Here is a 21919-nt window from a genome sequence, read left to right as displayed (position 1 = left end):
TTCTGGAACCGGTTCCCGGCTCATCTTGCCCTGATGCCTGGCGCGAAACCACCCTGGGTTTCGGTGTTTATCGAGTTGTGATCGTTGGTCATTGTGCCGTGTTGCGGCATCCCCTAGCGTGAGCATGGAATCGGTTCCCGATCTCAAAACGTGCGGAATCCGAAGGTGTTTCCGCGATCTCGAAGAGGAGGCAGACGAACATGAGTGCTTTGCGATCACGTCGTCGACACGGCTACATCGCGCTGGGGCTGACCACGGTTGCTGCGCTGGCTCTCGCCGGCTGCGCCGAGGGTGGCGACTCCGGTGACTCGGGCGAGGGGAAGACCGTCCAGATCGCGGGCGGCATCACCGGCTCCGAGGCCGACAACCTGCAGAAGTCGTTCGAGCAGTTCACGAAGGACACCGGCATCAAGGTCGTCTACACCGGCGACAAGGGCTTCGAGGGCAACATCGTGACCAAGGTCGCCGGCGGTTCGGCACCGGACATCGCGATCGTCCCGCAGCCCGGTCTGCTCGCCTCGCTCGTCGGCACCGGCGAGGTCAAGGAGGGCACCAAGGCGGTCTCCGACAACGTCGACAAGTACTGGGCTCCGGCCTGGAAGGACTACGGCAGCGTCGACGGCACGTTCTACTCCGCGCCGATGCTCGCCAACGTCAAGGGCTACGTCTACTACTCGCCGAAGAGCTTCGCCGAGTGGGGCGTCGAGGTGCCCACCACGTGGGACGAGCTGCTCACGCTGACGAAGACCATCCGCGAGAAGACGGGGGAGGCCCCGTGGTGCGCGGGCTTCTCGTCCGGTGACGCGTCCGGCTGGCCGGGTACGGACTGGGTCGAGGACCTCGTCCTGCGCCAGGCGGGTGCGGACGTCTACGACAGCTGGGCTGCCGGCGACACCCCGTTCACCGACCCCGACATCGAGGCGGCGTTCAACTCGGTGGGAGACATCCTCCTCAACCCGGACTACGTGAACGCGGGCTTCGGCGACGTCAAGAGCATCAACTCGACGGCGTTCGGCGATGTCGCGGCGAAGGTCGCGGACGGCACGTGCGCACTCACGCACCAGGCGTCGTTCCTGACCGCCAACCTGCTGACGGTGCAGACCGCCGACGGTCAGACCCCGACGATCGCCCCCGACGGCGACGTGTACGCGTTCGTGCTCCCCGGCCCCACCGCCGGCGAGGTCTCGATCGAGGGTGGCGGCGAGTTCGTCACCGGGTTCTCGGACGACGCGAACACGCAGAAGGTGCTCGAGTACATGTCGACGCCCGAGTTCGCCGATGCCCGCGTGAAGCTGGGCGGCGCGATCTCGGCCAACACCGGCGCCGACCCGTCGCTGGCGTCCAGCGAGTTCCTGACCGAGGCGATGACCCTCCTGCAGGACCCCGCGACGACGTTCCGCTTCGACGCGTCCGACCTCATGCCGGCCAGCGTCGGCTCGGGTTCGTTCTGGCGCGGCATGGTCGACTGGATCGACGGCAAGCCGACGCCGCAGGTCCTGAGCGACATCCAGGCGGGTTACCAGAACTGACGCACCGCACCTCGGTGCCGGGTCCGCGCACGACGTGCGGACCCGGCCCAGGGTGACGTCATCCGTCGACGACGACGGGGGAAGGCTGAAATGTCTCAGACCGCAACATCGGCGGATCAGGCGCAGACGACGCCCCCGCCCGCACCCGGGAGAAGGAAGCTCTACTCGCAGCGGACGACGCGCCTGGTCGTCACGATCGGGTTCATCCTGATCGCGGCGCTGATCGTCTTCCTCATCCTGAGCCCTCCCAACCCCGACGCGAAGCCGGTGTCGTTGGGCTTCTCTTTCAACTCGTTCTTCCGGTGGATCGGCGAGCTCGGGCCGATCGTCCAGATCCCCATCGTGATCGTCATCTTCGCCGCGGTCGTGGGGGTGCTGCTCATCCTCATCGAGTTCGCGCCGCGGCCCGGCACGGGGTACTTCTGGCTCCGGCTCGTCTCCTGTTTCGCGATCCCGTTCCTCGCGTTCATGATGCTGCGGCCGTACCAGAACGCCGCCATCTACGTCATTCCCATCGCCCTCATCGTGGGCGGCCTCCTGTTCTACGCCGACTACCGCGCTCGTGAGGGGGCGGGGTACCTCTATCAGCTGGTGCTCTTCCTCGCTCCGGCGGCGATCCTGCTGCTCGTCGGGCTCATCTACCCCGCGATCTCGACGATCATCCAGTCCTTCTTCGACAAGACCGGCGAGAACTTCGTCGGGATGGACAACTACGTCTGGGCATTCACGAACCCGCAGGGCTTCTGGTCGATCATCAACACGCTGATCTGGGCGATCTTCGTCCCGATCTTCGCCACGGTCGTCGGTCTCGCCTATGCGGCGTTCATGGAGCGGGCGCGAGGTGAGCGCCTGCTGAAGGTGCTCGTGTTCATGCCGTTCGCCATCGCGCCGGTGAGCATCAGCCTCATCTGGAAGTTCGTCTACGACTACCGGCAGGGCAACCAGATCGGCCTGCTCAACGCGATCGTGGTGGCCTTCGGCGGGGAGCCGGTGCGGTGGCTGGACACCTGGCCCCTCGTCAACACCTTCTGCCTGCTGATCGCGTTCGTGTGGGCGCAGACCGGCTTCGCGATGGTGATCCTCTCGGCGGCGATCAAGGCGGTGCCCGCCGAGCAGATGGAGGCGGCGCAGCTCGACGGCACGACGGCATGGCAGCGGTTCATCAACGTGACGGTTCCCGGCATCCGCACGTCCATCGTGGTCGTGCTCACCACGATCACGATCGCCGCGCTGAAGCTGTACGACATCGTCGCGGTGATGACCGGCGGACGTTCGAACTCGACGGTGCTGGGCTTCGAGATGGTCAACCAGCAGCAGCGGTTCCAGAGCTACGGGCACGCGGCGGCCCTGGCGGTGCTGATCTTCGTGTTCGTCGCACCGCTCATCGTCTACAACGTCATACAGCTCCGCAAGCAAAGGGAGGTGCGGTGATGGCCACCGTCGAGACCGCAGCGACCCCGAAGTTCGACAAGGCCGCAGCGCGCAAGGTCGCCAGAGACACCCGCAGGAACGAGTCGAGGGCGCAGAAGCGGCTCACTTCGCCGGTGGCGACCGTGATCGCGATCGCCATCGCGTTCCTGTGGACCATCCCCACTCTGGGCCTGCTCATCACCTCCTTCCGGCCCGGCGCCGACTCGGCGACGACCGGCTGGTGGACCGTGTTCACCAACCCCGACTTCACGCTGGGCAACTACCAGGAGGCGCTGACCTCGGGGGGCACCGCGCTGACGCTGGGCGCGTCGTTCCTCAACTCGCTGGCCATCACGATCCCCGTCACGGTGTTCGTGATCTCCATCGCCGCGCTGGGCGCCTACGCCTTCGCGTGGATGGACTTCAAGGGCCGCGGGTTCCTGTTCGTCGCGATCTTCGCTCTGCAGATCGTGCCGATCCAGATGGCCCTCGTCCCACTGCTGAGCCTCTTCTCGCGAGGACTCGAGATCGGTGAGGTCACCGTCTTCCCGGGCCTGGAGCTGCGGGAGATCGACCATAGCTTCGCAACCATGTGGATCGCCCACGTGATGTTCGGACTGCCGCTGGCGATCTTCCTGCTGCACAACTTCATGGCGGAGATCCCGTCCGACGTCATCGAGGCGGCTCGCGTCGACGGTGCCGGTCACGGCCAGATCTTCTTCCGCATCATCCTGCCGCTGTCGATGCCGATCCTCGCGTCGTTCGCGATCTTCGAGTTCGTCTGGGTGTGGAACGACCTGCTGGTGGCGACGATCTTCGCGCCGACATCGTCTTTGCCGATGACGCAGACACTGAACTCGCTATCGGGTTCGTGGGGCGACCGATGGTACTTGGTGTCGGCGGGCGCGTTCCTCGTGCTCCTCGTGCCGATGATCGTGTTCCTCGCACTGCAGCGGTTCTTCGTACGCGGCCTGATGGCCGGTGCGACCAAGGGCTGACCGGGGCTCTGAAGAGGATGCCGCGGGCCGGGCGCCGAGCGCCTGCCCGCGGCATCCGTCCGTCCGGCGCCGGGTCGCTAGCCTGATCGCATGGATGCCTCCGCGGACGCCCGCGCCGACGCCCCCGCCGCGCTGCGCGGCCTGAGCGCCACGGAGGTCGCGGAGCGCGTCGCCGCGGGCCAGGCGAACGCGCACACGGCGGACACCAGCCGCAGCGTCTGGACGATCGTGCGGGCGAACGTGTTCACGCTGTTCAACGGCATCGTGTTCGCGTGCTTCTTCGTGCTGTTCGTGCTGGGACGCTGGCAGGATGCGCTGTTCGGGCTCGCCGCGTTCGCGAACTCGATCATCGGGTGCGTGCAGGAGTTCCGTGCCAAGGCGGCGCTGGACCGGCTCGCCCTGCTGAGCGCACCGCTGGCGCGGGTGCGGCGGGAGGGCGTCGAGGCGGAGATCGCGCCCGGCGAGGTCGTGCTCGACGACATCCTGGTGCTGCGGGCAGGCGACCAGGTTCCCGCCGATGCCGATGTGGTCGACAGCCGCGGGCTGCAGATCGACGAGTCGATGCTCACCGGCGAGTCGGACGCCGTCGACAAGCAGCCCGGCGACGAGGCGCTCTCCGGCTCGATCGTTGTCGCCGGCGAAGGCGCGGCGCACGTCACCCGGGTCGGGGCCGACTCGTACGCCAACCGTTTCGCGGGCGAGGCGAAGCGGTTCTCGCTCGTCGCGTCCGAGGTGCGCAACTCGGTCAACCGGGTCCTGAAGTGGATGAGCTGGATCATCGGGCCGGTCGGACTCCTGGTCTGCAACGCGCAGATGATGGTCTTCGGCGGCTGGGTGGCGGCGTGGGAGAGCGGCGACTGGGTGCAGGCGATCGTCAACACGATCGCCGCCGTGACGGCCATGATCCCGCTCGGTCTGGTGCTGATGACCTCGATCGCCTTCGCCGTGGGGGCCGCCAAACTCGCCGGTAAGCAGGTGCTCGTCAACGAACTGCCGGCCGTGGAGGGCCTCGCGCGCGTCGACGTCATCTGCCTCGACAAGACCGGCACCCTCACCGCCGGCGAGATCGTGTTCGACGCGCTCCACGTGATGACCGAGCCCGCGGCCCCCAACCTCGAGAGCTCGGCCGATCGTGGTGTCGAGGCGGTCCTCGGGTGGTTCGGGGCGGCACCCGACGCGAACGCCACCGCGCGGTGCCTGCGCGAGCCGTACCCGGTCGCGGCACCGCTGGACGCGGCGGCGTATATCCCGTTCTCGTCGGCGCGGAAGTGGAGTGCCGTCTCGTTCGAGACCGGGCCCGTGGGAACGTGGGTGCTCGGCGCGCCGGAGATGGTGTTCGGGGATGCCGCAGCCGACCGGTCGACCGACCTCGGCCGCACGGTCGCCGACCTCGCCTCGACGGGGCGGCGCACCCTCGTCCTGGCGCGCGCCGACGGGGTGCTCACCGCCGCCGACGTCGACGCCGAGCGTCTCCCGGTGCACCCGGCGGCGGCCGCGGTCGTGACGTTCCAGGAGCAGGTGCGCCCGGACGCCGCGCAGACGCTGGAGTACTTCGCGGCGCAGGGCGTCGGCATCCGGATCATCTCGGGAGACAACCCCCGCACCGTCGCCGCGATCGCCCGTGCTGTCGGGCTGGACGCGACCGACGGGTTCGACGCCCGCAAGCTCCCCGACGACGAGACGGAGCTGGGCGAGGTGCTCGAGCACAACCTCGTGTTCGGACGGGTGACGCCCGAGCAGAAGAAGCGGATGGTGATCGCGCTGCAGCAGCGCGGGCACACTGTCGCGATGACCGGCGACGGCGTGAACGACGCCCTCGCCATCAAGACCGCCGACCTCGGCATCGCGATGAACTCGGGCTCGGCGGCGACGAAGGCTGTCGCGCGCATCGTCCTGCTCGACGGACGCTTCTCGCACCTTCCCGAGGTCGTCGCCGAAGGGCGCCAGGTGATCGCCAACATCGAGCGGGTGTCGATGCTGTTCTTCACCAAGACCGCGTACGCCACCGGACTCGCGGTGCTGTTCGGGCTGCTCGTGCTCGCCTTCCCGTTCCTGCCGCGTCAGCTGTCGATCACCGACGGGCTCACGATCGGGATCCCCGCGTTCTTCCTGGCGCTGCTGCCCAACACGCAGCGATACGTGCCCGGGTTCCTGCGCCGTTCGCTGAGCTTCGCGATCCCCGCCGGCGCGGTCATCGCGATCGCCCTCACCCTCTACACGCTCGGTGCGATGTCGCTGGGCGTGGACCAGGCGCAGCTGCGGACCGGGTCGACGATCATCCTCGCGATCGTCGGCATCTGGGTGCTCACGGTGCTGTCGCGGCCGATCACGCGCCTCGAGGCGCTCATCATCGGCACCATGTTCATCGGGCTGGTGGGCGTGTTCACGCTCCCGCTCGCGGCGGAGTTCTTCCAGCTCGTCGACCCCGGCGAGGACGTGGCGTGGCTGGTCGCGGTGGTGACGTCGCTCGCGATCGGTGCGATCGAGATCGTGCGGTTCTTCCACCGCCGCTTCGTGGCGCGCTCCCTCGCGCGCGGCTGATCACGCCGCGGGGGCGGGATCCGGTTCCGTCCGGCGGAAGTGCCGAGCGCCCGGGGGCGCCCACAGCGCGATGAGGATCAGCGTCTCGACCGCGAGATCGAGGATCGAACCCCAGTCCCAGCCGTCCGTCGTGAACACGGTGATCAGACTGAGGACGAGCAGGACGCCGAGGTACACCGTCGCGAGGGTGCGCGACAGCCGGCTGCCGCGGGCGATCCCCGATGCGACGGCGAGCAGCAGCAGGCCGAAGAGGATGACCGCGGCGCCGAGCAGCGAGACGGGCAGCACGTCGGCCCGGTCCACGCCGTAGCGGCTCAGCAGCACCAGGGTGCCCAGGACGACGTTCGCGATGGCGCTGATGTACACCAGGATCACCGCGATCGTCACGATCACGGGGCGCCGCCGTCGAGGCGTCGGCGCGGTCGCGGAATCCTCGGCGGTCACGCGACCACTGTAGCGAGCGGATGCCGCGTCAGCCGGTGCAGCCCAGCCGCACCTGCATCGCCTGCATGGCGTCGAGCTCGGCCGTCTGGCCCGTCTTCATCGCTTCGGCGACCTCGAGCGCACGCGCATCGGTGCCCTGTTCGAGGAGGGCGTCGGCCATCGGGATCGCGCCCTCGTGGTGCCGGATCATCAGTGTGAGGAACCGGCAGTCCGCCTCGGTGCCCGTGGCCGCCTGCAGTGCGGCGATCTCGTCGGCGGAGGCCATGCCCATCGCCTGGCGGGCCTCCTCGTCGGTCATCGGTGCGGAGGCGGTGCCGCCGTGCCCTTCGTGGCCGGTGGCATCGGCATCCATCCACTGCATCATCGGGCCGCCCGACTGCGACAGACCCCACTGCACCAGCCAGTCGTACATCTCGCCGCGCTGCGCGGCCTGACCGGTGGCGATGTCGTAGGCGAGCACCCGCAGCTGCTCGTCGTCGGTCTTGCGGTAGATGTCCATCGCGAGCTCGATCGCCTGCGCATGGTGGACCTGCATGTCGCGCGAGAAGCCCGCCTCGGGGGAGTCGGTGCCAGGAGTGAGCGGGCCCTGGGAGCCGAACGTCGAGAAGCGTCCGACGGCGAAGGCGAGCGCCGCGATCAGCACCAGCGCCACGCCGACGACGGCCCAGCGGGCCCGCCCGGTCGCGGCCGAGTCGGTCACGGCTACTTCTTGCCGGGCGCGTCGTACGCGCCGGTGCAGGCCGCGTTCGGCTCGGGCGCGTTGGTGCTGCGCCAGTAGGCGCGAATGAACTCCTCGATGCGCTCGTCGTCGGGGGAGTCGACCTTCAACTGCGCGTTCCAGGCGGTCACCGCGATCGGGGTGTCCAGTCCCTCGTAGGGCGAGAGCACCGAATAGGTCGACGGCAGCTCGGCCTCCAGCGCGGCGACGTCGTCGTCCGACACCTGCGCGGGGTCGTACGTGATCCACACCGCACCGTGCTCGAGGGAGTGCACGGCGTTCTCGTTCGGGACGGGCTGCGTGTAGACGCCGCAGTTGAGCCACATCACGTTGTGGTCGCCGCCGGTCGGCGGGGTCTGCGGGTAGTCGACCGTGCCCTCGACGTGGTTGGAGGTGTTCTTGTAGGTCTGCACGCCCTCGATGGCGCTGCCGTCGCTGTCGCCGCGCGCGTAGCTGGGCGGCGGCTTCGGGGCGAAGACGATGGATGCCGCGATCGCCGCCACGACCACCACGGCCGCCGCCGAGCCGACGATCCACCACACGGTCTTGCTGCGGCGGCGCTTGGCGACCTGCCGCTGGTACTCGGCGAGCTTCTCCTGGCGCTTCTGCTCGCGCTGCTGCTTGACGCTCAGGTCGATCCGGGCCTGCGTGGCCGGGTTGCCGCTCTTGCGCTTGCCTTCGGGGGTCGGGGTCATGCTCGTGATCTCTGCCAATCGCTGAACAGGGGTCTGGGCACCGGGCTCGTGCCGCGCGACGCGGCCCTCGGGTTGTCGTCATCCTATGCGGACGCATCTATGTCGCCGCTGGGAATCCGGTATCATGGCTCTCGAATCGATTCGACGATGTGCCGGATCGATCGCGAGTCGCGATGCCGATCGGCAGCATCGGACGATCCGCACCTCTCTCGGCCCCGTGAACAAGTGCGCCCTGAGCCGGCCCGGCCGGTATCGACGCCGCCCCGTCTCGCCCTCGTTCCCGTCAGGGGACCCCTGTCTCGAATCGAAGTCCCCGTGCTCGACACCGCCTCCGTTCCCGTCCACAAGCCCGACGACCGCGTGCCGCCGGTGCCGTCGTCGACGGGCGCGATCCGCACGCTCGGCAGCAACCCGGCCACCGCGCCGATCGTGCTGCACCCCGGCGACTCGATCCCTCACCGTCGGCGCGTCCTGTACATCGTGCTGCTCGGCGCGCTCACCGCCCTCGGTCCGTTCACGATCGACCTGTACCTGCCGGCGTTCCCGGTGCTCGAGGCCGACTTCGACACCACCGCCGCGGCGATCCAGCTGACGCTCACCGGCACCATGATCGGCTTCGCGCTCGGCCAGCTCATCGTCGGACCCCTCAGCGACAAGGTCGGCCGCCGCGTTCCGCTGCTGTCGGTGACCGCGCTGCACGTCGCGGCGAGCGTCGCCGCCGCCCTTGCGCCGACCCTCGAACTGCTCTCGGCGGCGCGCGTGCTGCAGGGTGCAGGTGCCGCGGCCGGCGGCGTGGTGGCCGCGGCCATCGTGCGCGACCTGTTCGGCGGGCGCCGCCTGGTCGTGATGCTGTCGCGGCTGGCCCTGGTGTCCGGCGTGGCCCCGGTACTGGCGCCGCTGGTCGGGTCGGCGCTGCTGGCGGTCATGCCGTGGCGCGGCGTCTTCGTCGTGCTCGCGGTGTACGGCGCGGTGATGCTCGTCTCCGCGCTGGTCTTCCTTCCCGAGACGCTGCCGCCCGCGCGACGCAGCGAGCGCGGCTCCACGACCGTGTGGCAGCGCTATCGCAGCGTGTTCACCGACCGCGTGTTCATCGGTGTGCTGATCATCGGCGGCATGACGTTCTCGGGCCTGTTCTCGTACCTGTCCAGCTCGTCGTTCCTGTTCCAGCAGCAGTACGCGTTCAGCCCGCAGCAGTACGGCCTGCTGTTCGCCGCCAACTCGGTCGGCGTCGTGGTGGGCGTGCAGGTCGCATCCCGTCTGGCATCCCGCTTCGGCCCGCAGTGGGTGCTGGCCTGGTCGACCGCGGTGCTCGTGGTCGCGGCATCCGCCATCATCGTCACCGACCAGCTCGGCTTCGGACTGTGGGGCACGGTCGTGCCGCTGTTCGTCTTCATGACGGCGTGCGGGTTCACGTTCCCGTGCGTCCAGGTGCTGGCGCTGGACCGCCACGGCAAGGCCGCGGGCACGGCGCAGTCGATCATCGGCGCGACCAACTTCGGCGTCGCGGGCATCATCTCGCCGCTGGTGGGCTGGATCGCGAAGGATGCCGGCATCACCGCCACCACGATGGCCTCGGTCATGGTCGGCTGCGCGCTCGTCGGCGTGCTCGCGCTGTGGCTCGTCGTGCGGCCCCGCACGGTGGAGCGGCTCGCGCCCTGACCCGGCCGGTTCAGGGCTGCGGCAGGCGCCGCACCGGCTGCAGCACGAAGATCCGCGCGGTGCGGCCGGAGTCGCGCTCGTACTCCCGGTAGTCGGGCCACTGCGCCTCCATGATCGCCCAGGCGGCGTCACGCTCGTCCTCCGGCACGAGCGACGCGCGCACCGCCATGCGGCGCCCACGGACCGTGATCTCGGCATCCGGATGGGCGAGGAGGTTGGCCGTCCATGCCGGGTGCTTCGCACCGGCCCAGTTGGTCCCCGCGACGAGGGCGCGGCCGTGCCCGTCGGCCGTGTACATCAGCGGCGCATCACGCGGCTCTCCCGATTTCGCGCCGATCGTGTGGAGCACGAGCGACGGCACGAGGAACGCGGTCAGCTGCACGCGTCCGCGGGTGATGCGGGAGACGATTCGCTCCAGCGACGGCAGCACCGTCGTCGCGAAGCGGCGGAACGGCCGCGTCCGCGAGATCGGAGCGGTCAGTCCGCGGACGACGTCGACGGCGGGCATCAGGGTTCCTCTCGGACGGGCTGCAGGCGGAACAGCCGCACGGTGCGGCCTGACTCGCGCTCGTAGTTGCGGTAGCCCGGCCACTGCGCCTCGATGAGCGCCCACACCTCGTCGCGCTCCGCGTCGGGGACGGGCATCGCGCGCACCGGCAGACGGCGACCGCGGACGGTGATCGCGGCGTCGGGGCGGGCGAGCAGGTTGGCGGTCCAGGCCGGATGCCGCTCCCCGGCGAAGTTCGTGCCCGCCACGATCGCGCGGCCGTGCCCGTCGGGGGTGTACATCAGCGGCACGTCCCGCGGTGCGCCCGACTTCGCGCCGACGGTGTGGAGCACCAGCGACGGCACCAGCAGGGCGCTCAGCTGCACGCGCCCGCCCGACACCCAGGCGACGAACCGCTCGACCGGCGGCAGGAACGTCGGTCCGATCACGCGGCGGAACACGCGGGTGCGCGTGAGCGGTGCGATCACGGCACGGACGACGTCGACGATGGCGGCCATGGTCCCATCTTGCCGGTGCGCGACCCGGTTCGATGCGCGAGCTGTGGCGGGACCGGCAGAATGGGCCCATGGGTGGCGCGCAGCGGCGGGTGGGGGCATCGGTCGCCGTGTTCGCGGTGGTGGGCGCCATCCTCGTGGCGATGTCGTGCGTGCTGGGGTGGTGGATCTCCTCACTCGACGAGCCGCTGGCCGTCGACACCGCGTGGAACGCCGCGATGTCGGAGCTGTGGCATCCCGCGCTCATCGGCTTCTCGCGTGTCATGAACTGGGTGGGCGGCGGTTGGGTCGGTGTGATCTTCGTGCCGATCGGCGCCGCGATCGGGCTCATCGTGCTGCGCCGCCCGTGGGCGGCCGCATACTTCCTCGCCGCCGAGGCGGCATCGGCGGCCGGCGTGCAGGTGCTCAAGCACGTGTTCGGACGCGTGCGCCCCGAAGACATCCTCGTCATCTCGGACTACGGCTCATACCCGTCGGGGCATGTCGCCAACGCCGCGACGATCGCCGTCGCGGCGGTGGTCATCTTCCCGCGGGTGTGGGTGGGCCTGATCGGCGCCGCGTGGGTCGTGCTGATGGCGTTCAGCCGCACCTACCTGCACGCGCATTGGCTGAGCGACACCGTCGGCGGCGCCCTCGTCGGTGCGGGGGCGGCGCTGCTCGTCGCGGCCGCGTTCGCCGTGCCGCTGCTGCGGGAGCGACCGGATGCCTCCTCCGGAGCCGCCTGGCTAGGCTGAGCGCATGACCGCGCCCGCCACGCCCGATCCCGCCGTCGCCGCCGCCGAGGCCGAGCTCGCCCGTCTGCGGGCCGAGGCAGAAGCCGCCGAAGCGCAGCTCAAGGCCGCTCAGGCGAAGGCCGCGCTCGCCGCGGCCGAAGCCGAGGCGGCGAAGTCCCGCGCGGCCGGTGCCGCCCCGGCCGCGAGCACCGGTGCGCCGGCCGACGCCCCGGTCGCCGTCGACGCACCGGCTCCGGAGGCGACGACGCCCCCGCCCGCCACGGCCGCCCCGGTGCCGGAGGCCGAGCTGCAGCCCGTACCCTCGGCGCAGTCCGGTCCGCTCGGCGACGAAGACGTCCAGAAGGTCGTCGCCGGCTACACGTTCGAGGCGGCCACGCTCGACCTCGGCGCCCTCATGAACGGCGACCCGGTCGCACAGGCGCAGATCCGCATCCCGCTTGCGATGATGAACCGCCACGGACTGGTTGCGGGCGCTACCGGCACCGGCAAGACCCGCACGCTGCAGGGCCTTGCCGAGCAGCTGGCCGCCAAGGGCGTGCCGGTGTTCGCGGCCGACATCAAGGGCGACCTGTCCGGCGTCGCGACGCCGGGGGAGCCGAGTGAGAAGCTGCTCGCGCGCACACAGGCGATCGGGCAGGACTGGAAGCCGGAGGCATCCGTCACGGAGTACTTCGCGCTCGGCGGCATCGGCAAGGGTGTGCCGGTGCGTGCGACGGTGTCGGGCTTCGGGCCGCTGCTGCTCAGCAAGGTCCTCGGCTTGAACGACACGCAGGAGTCGAGCCTCGGCCTGGTGTTCCACTACGCCGACGCCAACGGCCTCGCGCTGGTGGACCTGTCGGACCTGCGCGCGGTGCTCACCCACCTCACGAGCGACGAAGGCAAGGCCGAGCTCAAGGAGCTCGGCGGGCTGTCTGCGGCGACGGCGGGCGTGATCCTGCGCGAGCTGATCACCTTCGCCGATGCCGGCGCCGACGTCTTCTTCGGCGAGCCCGAGTTCGACGTGGCGGACTTCATCCGCACCGCGCCGGACGGGCGGGGCATCATCAGCCTGCTCGAGGTGCCCGGCGTCATCGACAAGCCGGCGTTGTTCTCGACGTTCCTCATGTACCTGCTGGCCGAGCTGTTCGAGATCCTCCCCGAGGTGGGGGATGCCGACAAGCCCAAGCTCGTCTTCTTCTTCGACGAGGCCCACCTCCTCTTCAAGGACGCCTCGAAGGACTTCCTCGCGGCGATCGTGCAGACGGTGCGCCTCATCCGCTCCAAGGGGGTCGGCGTCTTCTTCGTGACGCAGACCCCGAAGGACGTGCCCTCCGACGTGCTGGCGCAGCTCGGCTCGCGCGTGCAGCACGCGCTGCGCGCCTTCACGCCCGACGACGCCAAGGCGCTGCGTGCGACGGTCGGCACCTACCCGAAGTCGGGCTACGACCTCGAGCGGGTGCTGCAGGAGCTCGGCACCGGCGAGGCGATCGTGACCGTGATGAGCGAGAAGGGGGCGCCGACGCCCGTCGCCTGGACGCGGCTGCGCGCCCCGCAGGGCCTGATGTCGCCGACGCCCGACCCGGCGATCGAGGCCGCGGTGAAGGCATCCCCGCTGCTGGCGAAGTACGGCACCGCGATCGACCGCGAGTCGGCGCGCGAGATCCTCGCAGCCAAGATGAAGGCCGCCGACGACGCGGCCGCGGCCGAGGACGCCGCACTCGCGAAGGCGAAGGCGGATGCCGAGTACGCCAAGCAGAAGGCCGCGATCGACAAGCAGCAGGCCGCCGCCGACAAGGCCGGCGCCGCCGCGGAGAAGAAGGCGCAGCAGGAGTACGAGCGGCTGCTCAAGAAGACGGCGGGCACCACCCGCACGTCGCGGTCGGCCCAGAAGTCGCCGCTGGAGCAGATTCTCAACTCCAAGTCGACGCAGACGATACTGGGTGGGGTGATCCGCGGGATCTTCGGCACCGGCAAGCGCTGAGGCATCCCGCCCCGAGCGCAGCCGCTCCGAGGTGCGGGCGGATCCCTCCCGATCCGGAAGGTCCCTGGTGCGCCGCAGAGCTGTCGCCGTCGTCGCGCTGACGCTCGCCCTGGCGACCGCCGCGGCGGGCATCGCGCTGGCCGTGGCAGCCGGTGCGGCGAGGACGACGGATGCCGCGGCCGCGGCATCCGCTTCTCCGTCCGCGTCGGCGCCGGCTCCGGTGACGGCCGACGACTACTGCTACGTCGAGGCGATGATCTACTACCGCGTCAAGGAGCAGGAGCTCGCGCAGACGCTGCTGCGCAAGGACGGCATCGCCCCGGAGGCCGAGGAACTCGCCGGCCGGCTGGCGGGAGCGGATGCTGCCGAGCTCGACGACCTGCGCGAGTGGTACGTGTCGTGGGCCGATGCGCGGCCCGCGGAGCCGCCGACCGACGGGCCGTGCGGCGGTCACGGCGCCGACCACGCCCAGATGCCGGGCATGCCGGCCTGGAGCGCGCTGCAGGGGTTCGTCGACGCGCAGCACCCGGACGCCGAACAGCGGTTCGCCGAGATCCTGCGGGCGCAGAACGCCGGGATGATCGCGCTCGTGACGCTCATCCTCGAGGGCGACCCGCACCCCGCCGTGGCCGCGTCGGCACGGGAGGTGCTCGAGCGGGCCGAGACCGACGCCGCGGCGCTGGACGGGATCTCCGACACGGCACCCTGATCGGGTGGGGAGGCCCCGGCGGGCCGGGCGAGGCATAGCCTGGGAGCATGGCGACGAAGCCTCCGACCACCGACATCGACGAGACCCGCGTGCGCACCACGCGGCCGAAGAAGGTCGCTGTCGGGGTGCCCGGCGTGCTGCACGCGCTGGAGACCGCGGGGGCGCAGATGGGCATCGCCCGCTCGGTGCAGACGCTGCGCCGGGTGAACCAGAAGGACGGCTTCGACTGCCCCGGCTGCGCCTGGCCGGAGGAGGACCGCCGTCACGTCATCGAGTTCTGCGAGAACGGCGCGAAGGCGGTCGCCGAGGAGGCGACGCTGCGCCGCGTCGGCCCGGGGTTCTTCGCCGAGCACTCGCTCGACGAGCTGCGCGCCCACGACGACTGGTGGCTCGGGCAGCAGGGGCGGCTCACGCACCCGATGGTGCTCGACGACGGCGCGACGCACTATCGCCCGATCTCGTGGGACGACGCACTGGCGCTCGTCGCCGACGAGCTGAAGGGCCTCGACGATCCCGACGAGGCGGTGTTCTACACGTCGGGACGCACCTCGAACGAAGCGGCGTTCCTCTATCAGCTGCTCGTGCGGGGAGTGGGCACCAACAACCTCCCGGACTGCTCCAACATGTGCCACGAGTCGTCCGGCTCGGCCCTCAACGAGACGATCGGCATCGGCAAGGGCACCGTGTCGATCGACGACATCCACAACGCCGACCTGCTGATCGTGGCCGGACAGAACCCGGGCACGAACCACCCGCGCATGCTGTCGGCCCTCGAGAAGGCCAAGCAGCGCGGCGCCACGATCATCGCCGTGAACCCGCTGCCCGAGGCCGGGCTGATGCGGTTCGAGAACCCGCAGACGGTGCGCGGCATCGCCTTCGGCGGCACCAAGCTCGCCGACCAGTTCGTGCAGATCCGCCTCGGCGGCGACCAGGCGCTGTTCCAGGCCGTCGGCAAGCACCTGCTCGAGGCCGAGGCGGCGGACGGCGGGGTGCTCGACCACGACTTCATCGACACCCACACGAGCGGCTTCGAGGCGTATCGGCAGGCGATGGCGGATGCCTCGTGGCGCGACCTCGTCGCGGCCACCGGACTGCCCGAGAAGGCGCTGCGCCGCGTCGGCGAGACCGTGCGCGCGTCGAACGCGACGATCGTGTGCTGGGCGATGGGACTCACGCAGCACAAGCACGCCGTGCCGACCCTGCGCGAGATCGTGAACGTCCTTCTGCTGCAGGGCAACATCGGCCGTCCGGGCGCCGGCGTGTGCCCCGTGCGCGGGCACTCCAACGTGCAGGGTGACCGGACGGTGGGCATCTACGAGAAGCCGTCGGCGGCGTTCCTGGATGCGCTGGACGCCGAGTTCGGCTTCGCCGCCCCGCGCGAGCACGGCTTCGACACCGTCGGGGCGATCCGCGCCATGCGCGACGGCCGGGTGCGGTTCTTCATGAGCATGGGCGGCAACTTCGTCTCGGCCACACCCGACACGGCGGTCGTCGAGGCAGGGATGGCGAGAGTCGGGCTCACGGTGCACGTGTCGACCAAGCTGAACCGCTCGCACGTCGTGACCGGGCGCCGGGCGCTGATCCTGCCGACGCTGGGACGCACCGATCGCGACCGCCGCGGCGGCCGCGAGCAGCGCGTCACCGTCGAGGACTCGATGGGCGCCGTGCACGCCTCGCGCGGCCGCCTCGCCCCGCCCGACGAGTCGCTGCCGAGCGAGGTGGCGATCGTCTCGCGGCTGAGCGCGCTGCTGTTCGGGAACACGGATGCCGCCTCGCGGTCGTTGAGCGAGCGAGGAACGAGCGAGACGAAACGCACCGGACCTCCCGACGAGTCCGGCCCCGCGACCGCGTCCGAGACCTCCGATCGCGGGCTCGCGGAGCACGGCGCCGTCGAACCCGAGCAACCCGATCCGGCCGGGCTGCGGCATCCGTCCAACGTGCCTCACGCGGACTGGGCCGCGCTGGAGAGCGACTACGCGCTCATCCGCGCGCACATCGAACGCGTCGTGCCGGGCTTCGACGACTACGAGGAGCGGATCGACAAGGGCGGTACGCTCCACCTGCCCAACGGGCCACGCGATGCGCGCCGCTTCGCGACCCCGGACGGCAAGGCGCGCTTCACGGTGAATCCCCTGGAGTACCCGAGGATCCCGCGCGGACGCCTGCTGCTGCAGACGGTGCGCTCGCACGACCAGTACAACACCACGATCTACGGCAAGGACGACCGGTATCGCGGCATCCACGGCGGCCGTCGTGTCGTGCTGGTCAACGCGAAGGACATCGTCGCGCTCGGCTTCGCCGACGGTGACGTCGTCGACCTGGTGTCGGAGTGGGTACGGCCCGACGGCACGATCGAGGAGCGTCGGGCCGAGCAGTTCCGCATCGTCGCGTACCGCACGCCGCGCGGCAACGCCGCTGCGTACTACCCCGAGACGAACGTGCTGGTGCCGCTGGACTCGGTCGCCGACGTGTCGGGCACGCCGACCTCCAAGTCCGTGGTGGTGCGTCTCGAACGCCGCGGGTGACCGGCCCGGTGCCTAGGCTGGGGGAATGACCCGCGCCGCCGTCATCACCGTGTCCGACCGCTCCGCCGCCGGGGTCCGGGAGGACACCAGCGGACCGGTCGCGGTCGCGGCCCTGCGGGATGCCGGCTTCGACTGCGGGGATGCCGTCATCGTGCCCGACGGTGCCGACAGCGTCGAGCGGGCGCTCACCGCCGAGGTCGTCGCGGGCGTGAAGCTCATCGTCACGACCGGCGGCACGGGCGTCGCGCCGCGGGACCAGACGCCGGAGGGCACCGCGCGCGTGGTGACCCGCGAGATCCCCGGCATCGCCGAGGAGCTGCGGCGACGCGGCGCGGCCGAGCTGCCCGCGGGGATGCTGACCCGCGGGATCTCGGGCGTCGTCGATCCGCACGGGGTGCTCGTCGTGAACCTGCCCGGCTCTCGTGGGGGCGTGGCATCCGGGATGCCCGTCGTGCTGTCGGTCGCCGCGCACGTGCTCGATCAGCTCGGCGGAGGGGACCACTGATGGCCGCCGTGCGCCTCGCGGCCATCAGCGCCGAGCCGCTCGACCTCGACGCGCACCTGCGTGCGATCGACGACTCGCGCATGGGGGCGGTGACGACGTTCGTGGGGCGCGTGCGCGATCACGATCCGGATGCCGCGGCAGCGGTCGTCGCGCTGGAGTACTCCGCGCATCCTGACGCCCAGGCGACGCTCGAGCGGCTGGCGTCCGCCGCCGCCGGGACGACGGGCGCGCTCGTGGCGGTGTCCCACCGGGTCGGGACGCTCGCGGTCGGCGACGCCGCCGTCGTGATCGCGGTCGCCGCCGCGCACCGCGCCGAGGCGTTCGAGGTGTGCCGCACGCTCATCGAGTCGATCAAGACCGACCTGCCGGTGTGGAAGCGACAGGTCGAGACCGACGGCACGGCCACCTGGCTGGGCCTCGGCGGCTGAGCCCTCGCGTCAGCCGCCCGCGAAGGGCGGCAGCACGTCGACGAGGTCGTCGGCGCCGAGCGCGGTGTCGTCGGGGACGCGCGCGCCGCCCACCAGCACGGCGCAGCGGGGGAGGATGCCGCCCAGGCCCGGGTATGCGGCCGAGACCGCTTCCCGTAGTGCGCCCAGCGTGGGCTCGGTGCGCCGCTCGCTGTCGTGGCCGGTGGCCTCCTGCGCGGCGGCGAAGTAGCGGACGACGGCCACTAGACCTCCCACTCCTTCGCCATCGCCGCGATCGCCGTCACTGCTGCGGCGATGTCTTCGGGCGAGCCGCCCGAGCGCCCGGCGACGAGGCCGGCGGTGAAAGCGCTGAACGGAGCCGCCGGACGCGCGACCCCGACGGCCACATCGCGGGCGAGGTCGAGGATCAGCGACACCGGAAGGTCTTCGGGGGCGAGCCCGAACCGCTCGCGCAGCGCCGCCGCCCAGGCATCCAGCGCTTCGGGCGGAAGGGTGCGGGACTGCTCGCTCATGACGACTCCTCCGGGTCGGCTGCCGGGCGCACGCGTGCGCGCGCCTCTTCCAGATCCTCCCACGTGTCCACGTCGCGGGTGAGGGCGTCCGGCGCCGCGACCACGGCGATCGCGAGGTCGTCGAGCAGCACGCGCACGGGGGCGTCGCGTCCGGCATCGGGAAGAGCGGATGCCGCCTGCCGCAGCGCGCTCGTCCGGTACACGCCGATGAGCCATTGCGGCCGGCTGGCGGCGTCGCCGAGGCACATCCCGTCGGTGTCGGCGGGCAGCAGGATCACGTCGCGTGTCAGGCGTGCGACCGCGGGGGCGATGCCCGGCAGGTCGCACGCCAGCAGCAGGGTCCAGTCGGGGCCGCCTGCGGCGGGCCAGGCCTCGAGTGCGGCGACGATCGCCGCGGCCGGACCGCCGAACGGGGGCTCCTCCCGGAGCCAGGCGACCGGGAGCGTCTCGTCGAGCACCGGGCCGACCACGACGACCGGGTCGGCGCCCGCGCTCCGCGCGGCGTCCACGGCGGCGCCCAGCAGCGTCCGTCCGCCCACCTCGAACAGCGGTTTGGCGGCGCCGCCCACCCGCGTCGCACGACCCCCGGCGAGGAGGATCGCCCCGACGCCGCCGGGCACGGGGCCGCCGGGACGCGTCATCCCTCGCCCGGGCGCTGCCAGTCGCCGCTCTTGCCGCCGGTCTTGGCCACGATCCGCACGTTCTCGATCGACGTGCTCTTGTCGAGCCCCTTCACCATGTCGACCACCGCGAGCGCGGCGACGGACACCGCGGTGAGCGCCTCCATCTCGACGCCGGTGCGGTCGGCGGTGCGCACCGTCGCCTCGATCGCCACTCCGTCGTCCTGCACCACTAGATCGACGGCGGCGCCGTGCACCCCGATGACGTGGGCGAGCGGGAGCAGCTCGGGGGTGCGCTTGGCCGCCTGGATGCCCGAGATGCGGGCGACGGCGAGCACGTCGCCCTTGGGGACCGCCCCGTCGCGGAGCGCCGCGACGACCTCCGGCGCGCAGCGTACGAAGCCGCGCGCCGTCGCGGCGCGGACCGTCGGCTGCTTCAGCGTGACGTCGACCATGCGGGCGTTGCCGGCATCGTCGAGGTGGGTGAACGTCGGCGGCTTCGTGCTCATGAGATCAGCATGACATCGACGAGGTCGCCCGCGACCACGGCGTCCACCTCGGCCGGCACGATCGCGTACGCCTCGGCGCGGCCGAGCCCGCCGGCCAGGTGCGAGCCGCCCGACGTCGCGGGCATCGCGCGCCAGCGGCCGGGGTCGGAATGGTCGATCGTGACGGGCAGGTACTGCCGGCGGCCGGGCGGCGTGCGCCAGCCGGTGCCTGCGGGCAGCGAGAGGGTCGGGCGCGCGAGGACGCGGCGGCCCTGCAGCCGCAGCAGGGCGGGGCGCACGAACACCTCGAACGAGACCGCCGCGCTCACCGGATTCCCGGGCAGCCCGAACAGCAGGACACCGGACGGCAGGCGCCCGAATCCCTGCGGCTTGCCGGGCTGCATCGCGACCTTGGAGAACGTCATGGTTCCCGTGAGCGTCGTCTTGACCACCTCGTAGGCGCCGGCGCTCACCCCTCCGGAGAAGATCACGACGTCGGCGGCGCTCGCCGAGCCGGCCGCGGTCACCTCCGCCAGCAGTGACTCGAGTTCGGCGCCCTCGTCGGCCACGCTCGCGCGGCGGACGATCTCGGCGCCCTCCGCCGCGGCGAGCGCCGCCAGGAGGAAGCTGTTCGACTCGGGGATCTGCCCGCGGCGCAGCGGCGATCCGGGCTCGACGAGTTCGCTGCCGGTGGAGATCACGGCGACACGCGGCGGGCGGGAGACGACCAGATCGGCCACACCCGCCGCGGCGGCCGCGGCGACCTGCAGCGGTCCGAGCCGCTCGCCGGCCGGGAGTACCTCGTCGCCGAGGCGGGCGTCCTCGCCGGCGCGGCGGATGTGGATGCCCGGGGCTCGGGGCGCCTGCAGCACCGAGATCGCGCCGAGCGAGTCGGCGAGGCCCCCGGCGGTGTCCTCGAACGGCACGATCGCGTCCGCGTCGGACGGCAGCGCGGAACCGGTCATGATGCGCACGGCCTCGCCTGCGGCGAAGCCGGGGTCGTCGGCGCTGCCGGCCGGCAGGTCGGCCACGACCCGCAGCACGGTCGGCGCGTCGGGAGCGGCATCCTTCACATCCGCGAAGCGCACCGCGAATCCGTCCATCGCGGAGTTGTCGAACACCGGGATGTCGACGGCGGCCCGCACCGGGGCGCGCAGGGTGCGCCCGTGCGCGGTGGCCAGGGCGACGGTCTCGACCGGAAGAGGCTCGGCGACGGCGGCCAGCACCTCGGCGAGCTGCTCCTCGACGCTGCGCAGACCGCTCACGCGCGCACCGCCGCTTCGAGGTCGCCGGTCCACGCGGCGATGCCGCCGGCGAGGACGGATGCCTCCACCCCGGCGTCGCGCAGCACCCCCGCCGCGCGCTGCGCCCGCATGCCGACCTGGCACACCACGATCACGGGGTGCGCGCGCAGCTGCGAGGGATCGGCGAGCAGCTCGCCCAGCGGCAGCAGCGTGGAGCCCGGGATGACCCCGCGCTCGGTCTCGAACGGTTCGCGCACGTCCACCAGCACGGCGCCGGCGCGCTGCGCGGCCACCGCCTCCGCCGGAGTCACCTGCGGGATCGCGTCGACCCGAGGCGAGGCATCCGCCGTCTCGCCACGAGTACTGGACTCGATGCGGGCGGGTCTCAGCGGCACCTCGTCGGTGCGTCCGCGGAGGGCGTCGATGACGAGCACGCGGCCGAGGAGCGGATCGCCGATCCCGGTGAGCAGTTTGATGGTCTCGGTGGCCAGCAGCGACCCGACCTGCAGGCACAGCGAGCCCAGCACTCCGACGAGCGCGCACGACGGTGCGTCGCGCCCGGCGTCGGGCGGGTAGAGGTCTGCCAGGCGGACGGGCACCACGCCTGGGGGTGGTGCCGACCAGAACACGGTGACCTGCGCGTGGAACTCCTGCACGACGCCCCACACGAGCGGCACGCCCAGGTCCTCGCACGCTGCGGCGACGGCCTCGCGCGTCTCGAAGGTGTCGGTGCCGTCGACCACGACGTGCGCACCGGTGAGCAGCTCACGGGCGTTCTCGGGAGTCAGGCGCGCCCGCACCGGGCGGACCACGGTCGTCGGCGACAGCTCCGCCCCGATCCGCACCGCGGAGTCGACCTTCGGGAGCCCGACGTCGCCGACGCGGTGCATCACCTGCCGTTGGAGATTGGATGCCTCCACCACATCGTCGTCGATGACCGTGATCGTGCCGACACCCGCGGCCGCGAGCGCGAGCACGACCGGGGACCCGAGGCCGCCGGCGCCCACGACGGCGACGTGCGCGGCGGCGAGGCGCCGCTGCGCCTCATCGCCGAACCCGGCGAGCACGCGGTGCCGCGCCGTGCGCGTGCGCTCGTCGTCGCTCAGCGCGGCGACCGGCTCCACAAGTGGGGGAAACGCCATGCCCTCAGGCTAGCCGCGGGGGTGCCGGTCGGGGTCTGTACGCACTTCCCTGGTTC

22 protein-coding genes are annotated in these 21919 nt (G+C 71.4%); 11 read left to right on the top strand and 11 right to left on the bottom strand.

Translation table 11 applies throughout. The features are described from left to right. Positions 1-200: 200 nt before the first annotated feature. From AC1DDU_RS02970 to AC1DDU_RS02955, 4 genes are all read left to right on the top strand, one after another. Positions 201-1529 carry an ABC transporter substrate-binding protein gene (locus tag AC1DDU_RS02970; RefSeq protein ID WP_477431139.1) on the top strand — a complete coding sequence of 443 codons (1329 nt, stop codon included), beginning with the start codon at positions 201-203 and terminating at the stop codon, positions 1527-1529. A 90-nt stretch (positions 1530-1619) separates the two neighbouring features. Next, on the top strand, positions 1620-2960 hold the full coding sequence (locus tag AC1DDU_RS02965) for a carbohydrate ABC transporter permease (protein WP_477431138.1): 1341 nt from the start codon (positions 1620-1622) through the stop codon (positions 2958-2960). Further along, positions 2960-3937, top strand: a complete 978-nt coding sequence (locus AC1DDU_RS02960) for a carbohydrate ABC transporter permease (RefSeq protein WP_477431137.1) — start codon at positions 2960-2962, stop codon at positions 3935-3937. Before AC1DDU_RS02965 ends, AC1DDU_RS02960 begins: the two co-directional genes overlap by 1 nt. Before the next feature lie 90 nt (positions 3938-4027). Next, a complete protein-coding gene (locus tag AC1DDU_RS02955; protein ID WP_477431136.1) occupies positions 4028-6478 on the top strand; it encodes an HAD-IC family P-type ATPase in 2451 nt (816 codons plus the stop codon). Here AC1DDU_RS02955 and AC1DDU_RS02950 read toward each other — a convergent pair whose 3' ends face one another. Genes AC1DDU_RS02950 through AC1DDU_RS02940 form a run of 3 tightly spaced genes read right to left on the bottom strand, consistent with a single transcriptional unit; the run spans position 6479 to position 8335 of the window. After that, complete coding sequence (locus AC1DDU_RS02950) at positions 6479-6922, bottom strand: hypothetical protein (RefSeq protein ID WP_477431135.1); 444 nt, start codon at positions 6920-6922, stop codon at positions 6479-6481. It abuts the gene before it with no gap. A gap of 28 nt (positions 6923-6950) precedes the next feature. Continuing rightward, positions 6951-7622: a DUF305 domain-containing protein gene (locus tag AC1DDU_RS02945; protein WP_477431134.1), complete on the bottom strand. Its 672-nt coding sequence runs from the start codon at positions 7620-7622 to the stop codon at positions 6951-6953. 2 nt (positions 7623-7624) lie between these two features. Continuing rightward, the gene (locus tag AC1DDU_RS02940; protein WP_477431133.1) at positions 7625-8335 is read right to left on the bottom strand and encodes a DUF3105 domain-containing protein; all 711 of its coding nucleotides are present in this window, start codon (positions 8333-8335) and stop codon (positions 7625-7627) included. 315 nt (positions 8336-8650) lie between these two features. Here AC1DDU_RS02940 and AC1DDU_RS02935 point away from each other — a divergent pair, with 315 nt between their 5' ends. Then, positions 8651-9994: a multidrug effflux MFS transporter gene (locus AC1DDU_RS02935; RefSeq protein WP_477431132.1), complete on the top strand. Its 1344-nt coding sequence runs from the start codon at positions 8651-8653 to the stop codon at positions 9992-9994. 10 nt (positions 9995-10004) lie between these two features. On the opposite strand, the gene AC1DDU_RS02930 is transcribed toward AC1DDU_RS02935, so the two are convergent. Both AC1DDU_RS02930 and AC1DDU_RS02925 read right to left on the bottom strand, forming a co-directional pair. Continuing rightward, complete coding sequence (locus AC1DDU_RS02930) at positions 10005-10502, bottom strand: nitroreductase family deazaflavin-dependent oxidoreductase (protein WP_477431131.1); 498 nt, start codon at positions 10500-10502, stop codon at positions 10005-10007. Then, the gene (locus tag AC1DDU_RS02925) at positions 10502-10999 is read right to left on the bottom strand and encodes a nitroreductase family deazaflavin-dependent oxidoreductase (RefSeq protein ID WP_477431130.1); all 498 of its coding nucleotides are present in this window, start codon (positions 10997-10999) and stop codon (positions 10502-10504) included. Before AC1DDU_RS02925 ends, AC1DDU_RS02930 begins: the two co-directional genes overlap by 1 nt. Positions 11000-11067: 68 nt before the next feature. Here AC1DDU_RS02925 and AC1DDU_RS02920 point away from each other — a divergent pair, with 68 nt between their 5' ends. The 6 genes from AC1DDU_RS02920 to AC1DDU_RS02895 all read left to right on the top strand — a co-directional run bounded on the left by AC1DDU_RS02920 (position 11068) and on the right by AC1DDU_RS02895 (position 17857). Next, positions 11068-11730 (top strand): phosphatase PAP2 family protein, encoded by a 663-nt coding sequence (locus tag AC1DDU_RS02920; protein WP_477431129.1) that lies wholly within the window; start codon positions 11068-11070, stop codon positions 11728-11730. A 4-nt stretch (positions 11731-11734) separates the two neighbouring features. After that, on the top strand, positions 11735-13690 hold the full coding sequence (locus AC1DDU_RS02915; protein WP_477431128.1) for a helicase HerA-like domain-containing protein: 1956 nt from the start codon (positions 11735-11737) through the stop codon (positions 13688-13690). Positions 13691-13757: 67 nt separating this feature from the next. Next, positions 13758-14399 carry a DUF305 domain-containing protein gene (locus AC1DDU_RS02910; RefSeq protein ID WP_477431127.1) on the top strand — a complete coding sequence of 214 codons (642 nt, stop codon included), beginning with the start codon at positions 13758-13760 and terminating at the stop codon, positions 14397-14399. Between the two features lie 47 nt (positions 14400-14446). Next, a complete protein-coding gene (locus AC1DDU_RS02905) occupies positions 14447-16924 on the top strand; it encodes an FdhF/YdeP family oxidoreductase (RefSeq protein WP_477431126.1) in 2478 nt (825 codons plus the stop codon). 25 nt (positions 16925-16949) lie between these two features. Then, on the top strand, positions 16950-17429 hold the full coding sequence (locus AC1DDU_RS02900; RefSeq protein ID WP_477431125.1) for a MogA/MoaB family molybdenum cofactor biosynthesis protein: 480 nt from the start codon (positions 16950-16952) through the stop codon (positions 17427-17429). Beyond that, positions 17429-17857, top strand: a complete 429-nt coding sequence (locus AC1DDU_RS02895; RefSeq protein ID WP_477431124.1) for a molybdenum cofactor biosynthesis protein MoaE — start codon at positions 17429-17431, stop codon at positions 17855-17857. Before AC1DDU_RS02900 ends, AC1DDU_RS02895 begins: the two co-directional genes overlap by 1 nt. Positions 17858-17866: 9 nt before the next feature. Here AC1DDU_RS02895 and AC1DDU_RS02890 read toward each other — a convergent pair whose 3' ends face one another. From AC1DDU_RS02890 to AC1DDU_RS02865, 6 genes are read right to left on the bottom strand one after another with little or no spacing between them, the layout of a single operon-like run. After that, a complete protein-coding gene (locus tag AC1DDU_RS02890; protein ID WP_477431123.1) occupies positions 17867-18100 on the bottom strand; it encodes a MoaD/ThiS family protein in 234 nt (77 codons plus the stop codon). Then, the gene (locus AC1DDU_RS02885; protein WP_477431122.1) at positions 18100-18369 is read right to left on the bottom strand and encodes a DUF6457 domain-containing protein; all 270 of its coding nucleotides are present in this window, start codon (positions 18367-18369) and stop codon (positions 18100-18102) included. The genes AC1DDU_RS02890 and AC1DDU_RS02885 overlap by 1 nt, the downstream gene beginning before the upstream one ends. Then, positions 18366-19010, bottom strand: a complete 645-nt coding sequence (mobA, locus tag AC1DDU_RS02880) for a molybdenum cofactor guanylyltransferase (RefSeq protein ID WP_477431121.1) — start codon at positions 19008-19010, stop codon at positions 18366-18368. Before mobA ends, AC1DDU_RS02885 begins: the two co-directional genes overlap by 4 nt. Then, positions 19007-19498 carry a cyclic pyranopterin monophosphate synthase MoaC gene (gene moaC, locus AC1DDU_RS02875; protein WP_477431120.1) on the bottom strand — a complete coding sequence of 164 codons (492 nt, stop codon included), beginning with the start codon at positions 19496-19498 and terminating at the stop codon, positions 19007-19009. Before moaC ends, mobA begins: the two co-directional genes overlap by 4 nt. After that, positions 19495-20742 carry a molybdopterin molybdotransferase MoeA gene (locus tag AC1DDU_RS02870; protein WP_477431119.1) on the bottom strand — a complete coding sequence of 416 codons (1248 nt, stop codon included), beginning with the start codon at positions 20740-20742 and terminating at the stop codon, positions 19495-19497. The genes moaC and AC1DDU_RS02870 overlap by 4 nt, the downstream gene beginning before the upstream one ends. After that, a complete protein-coding gene (locus tag AC1DDU_RS02865; RefSeq protein WP_477431118.1) occupies positions 20739-21863 on the bottom strand; it encodes a ThiF family adenylyltransferase in 1125 nt (374 codons plus the stop codon). Before AC1DDU_RS02865 ends, AC1DDU_RS02870 begins: the two co-directional genes overlap by 4 nt. Positions 21864-21919 lie beyond the last annotated feature (56 nt).

The organism is Microbacterium sp. 05T445, from assembly GCF_056395865.1.
The sequence above is the reverse complement of the archived record's forward strand: the minus strand, read 5'-3'. Positions and strand labels throughout refer to the sequence as shown.

Excerpts from the sequence above, each read along its gene's own strand:
- AC1DDU_RS02885 (WP_477431122.1), bottom strand. The coding sequence starts at position 18,369 with ATGAGCGAGCAGTCCCGCACCCTTCCGCCCGAAGCGCTGGATGCCTGG.
- AC1DDU_RS02970 (WP_477431139.1), top strand. The coding sequence starts at position 201 with ATGAGTGCTTTGCGATCACGTCGTCGACACGGCTACATCGCGCTGGGG.
- AC1DDU_RS02900 (WP_477431125.1), top strand. The coding sequence starts at position 16,950 with ATGACCCGCGCCGCCGTCATCACCGTGTCCGACCGCTCCGCCGCCGGG.
- AC1DDU_RS02895 (WP_477431124.1), top strand. The coding sequence starts at position 17,429 with ATGGCCGCCGTGCGCCTCGCGGCCATCAGCGCCGAGCCGCTCGACCTC.
- AC1DDU_RS02960 (WP_477431137.1), top strand. The coding sequence starts at position 2,960 with ATGGCCACCGTCGAGACCGCAGCGACCCCGAAGTTCGACAAGGCCGCA.
- AC1DDU_RS02930 (WP_477431131.1), bottom strand. The coding sequence starts at position 10,502 with ATGCCCGCCGTCGACGTCGTCCGCGGACTGACCGCTCCGATCTCGCGG.
- AC1DDU_RS02915 (WP_477431128.1), top strand. The coding sequence starts at position 11,735 with ATGACCGCGCCCGCCACGCCCGATCCCGCCGTCGCCGCCGCCGAGGCC.
- AC1DDU_RS02925 (WP_477431130.1), bottom strand. The coding sequence starts at position 10,999 with ATGGCCGCCATCGTCGACGTCGTCCGTGCCGTGATCGCACCGCTCACG.
- AC1DDU_RS02865 (WP_477431118.1), bottom strand. The coding sequence starts at position 21,863 with ATGGCGTTTCCCCCACTTGTGGAGCCGGTCGCCGCGCTGAGCGACGAC.
- AC1DDU_RS02940 (WP_477431133.1), bottom strand. The coding sequence starts at position 8,335 with ATGACCCCGACCCCCGAAGGCAAGCGCAAGAGCGGCAACCCGGCCACG.
- AC1DDU_RS02905 (WP_477431126.1), top strand. The coding sequence starts at position 14,447 with ATGGCGACGAAGCCTCCGACCACCGACATCGACGAGACCCGCGTGCGC.
- moaC (WP_477431120.1), bottom strand. The coding sequence starts at position 19,498 with ATGAGCACGAAGCCGCCGACGTTCACCCACCTCGACGATGCCGGCAAC.
- mobA (WP_477431121.1), bottom strand. The coding sequence starts at position 19,010 with ATGACGCGTCCCGGCGGCCCCGTGCCCGGCGGCGTCGGGGCGATCCTC.
- AC1DDU_RS02920 (WP_477431129.1), top strand. The coding sequence starts at position 11,068 with ATGGGTGGCGCGCAGCGGCGGGTGGGGGCATCGGTCGCCGTGTTCGCG.
- AC1DDU_RS02965 (WP_477431138.1), top strand. The coding sequence starts at position 1,620 with ATGTCTCAGACCGCAACATCGGCGGATCAGGCGCAGACGACGCCCCCG.
- AC1DDU_RS02955 (WP_477431136.1), top strand. The coding sequence starts at position 4,028 with ATGGATGCCTCCGCGGACGCCCGCGCCGACGCCCCCGCCGCGCTGCGC.